1 rRNA gene is annotated in these 1,588 nt (G+C 55.3%); it reads right to left on the minus strand.

Annotated elements, in window-relative coordinates:
- Positions 1 to 52 precede the first annotated feature (52 nt).
- Positions 53 to 1,587: ribosomal RNA gene (locus BIS10_RS18665) — 16S ribosomal RNA — on the minus strand.
- Between the last annotated feature and the right edge of the window lies 1 nt (position 1,588).

Below are 1,588 nucleotides of genomic sequence, written 5' to 3' on the forward strand. Positions count from 1 at the left end.
TCTGATCAGGTAATTCATTGTGAGCGCTTACCGCGAGGAGTGATGCATCGTTTAAGGAGGTGATCCAGCCGCAGGTTCCCCTACGGCTACCTTGTTACGACTTCACCCCAGTCATGAACCACACCGTGGTGATCGCCCTCTTGCGTTAGGCTAACCACTTCTGGTGCAGTCCACTCCCATGGTGTGACGGGCGGTGTGTACAAGGCCCGGGAACGTATTCACCGTGACATTCTGATTCACGATTACTAGCGATTCCGACTTCACGGAGTCGAGTTGCAGACTCCGATCCGGACTGAGACCGGCTTTTCGGGATTAGCTCACTCTCGCGAGTTGGCAACCCTTTGTACCGGCCATTGTAGCACGTGTGTAGCCCTACTCGTAAGGGCCATGATGACTTGACGTCGTCCCCACCTTCCTCCGGTTTGTCACCGGCAGTCTCCTTAGAGTTCCCACCATTACGTGCTGGCAAATAAGGACAAGGGTTGCGCTCGTTACGGGACTTAACCCAACATTTCACAACACGAGCTGACGACAGCCATGCAGCACCTGTCTCTGCGTTCCCGAAGGCACTAAGGTATCTCTACCGAATTCGCAGGATGTCAAGAGTAGGTAAGGTTCTTCGCGTTGCATCGAATTAAACCACATGCTCCACCGCTTGTGCGGGCCCCCGTCAATTCATTTGAGTTTTAACCTTGCGGCCGTACTCCCCAGGCGGTCGACTTATCGCGTTAACTTCGCCACAAAGTGCGCTAGGCACCCAACGGCTGGTCGACATCGTTTACGGCGTGGACTACCAGGGTATCTAATCCTGTTTGCTACCCACGCTTTCGCACCTCAGTGTCAGTGTCAGTCCAGAAGGCCGCCTTCGCCACTGGTATTCCTCCCGATCTCTACGCATTTCACCGCTACACCGGGAATTCTACCTTCCTCTCCTGCACTCTAGCTTGACAGTTCCGGATGCCGTTCCCAGGTTGAGCCCGGGGCTTTCACAACCGGCTTATCAAGCCACCTACGCGCGCTTTACGCCCAGTAATTCCGATTAACGCTTGCACCCTCCGTATTACCGCGGCTGCTGGCACGGAGTTAGCCGGTGCTTCTTCTGCGAGTGATGTCTTTCCTAGCGGGTATTAACCGCTAGGCGTTCTTCCTCGCTGAAAGTGCTTTACAACCCGAGGGCCTTCTTCACACACGCGGCATGGCTGGATCAGGCTTGCGCCCATTGTCCAATATTCCCCACTGCTGCCTCCCGTAGGAGTTCGGGCCGTGTCTCAGTCCCGATGTGGCTGATCATCCTCTCAGACCAGCTACGGATCGTTGCCTTGGTGAGCCGTTACCTCACCAACTAGCTAATCCGACATAGGCTCATCCCATAGCGGGAGCCGGAGCCCCCTTTCTCCCGTAGGACGTATGCGGTATTAGCCTGGGTTTCCCCAGGTTATCCCCCACTATCGGGCAGATTCCTATGCATTACTCACCCGTCCGCCGCTCGTCACCCAAGAAGCAAGCTTCTCTGTGCTACCGCTCGACTTGCATGTGTTAGGCCTGCCGCCAGCGTTCAATCTGAGCCATGATCAAACTCTTCAGTTTA

The organism is Halomonas sp. 707B3 (genome assembly GCF_024158645.1).
In the GTDB taxonomy this organism is placed as follows: domain Bacteria; phylum Pseudomonadota; class Gammaproteobacteria; order Pseudomonadales; family Halomonadaceae; genus Vreelandella; species Vreelandella lionensis.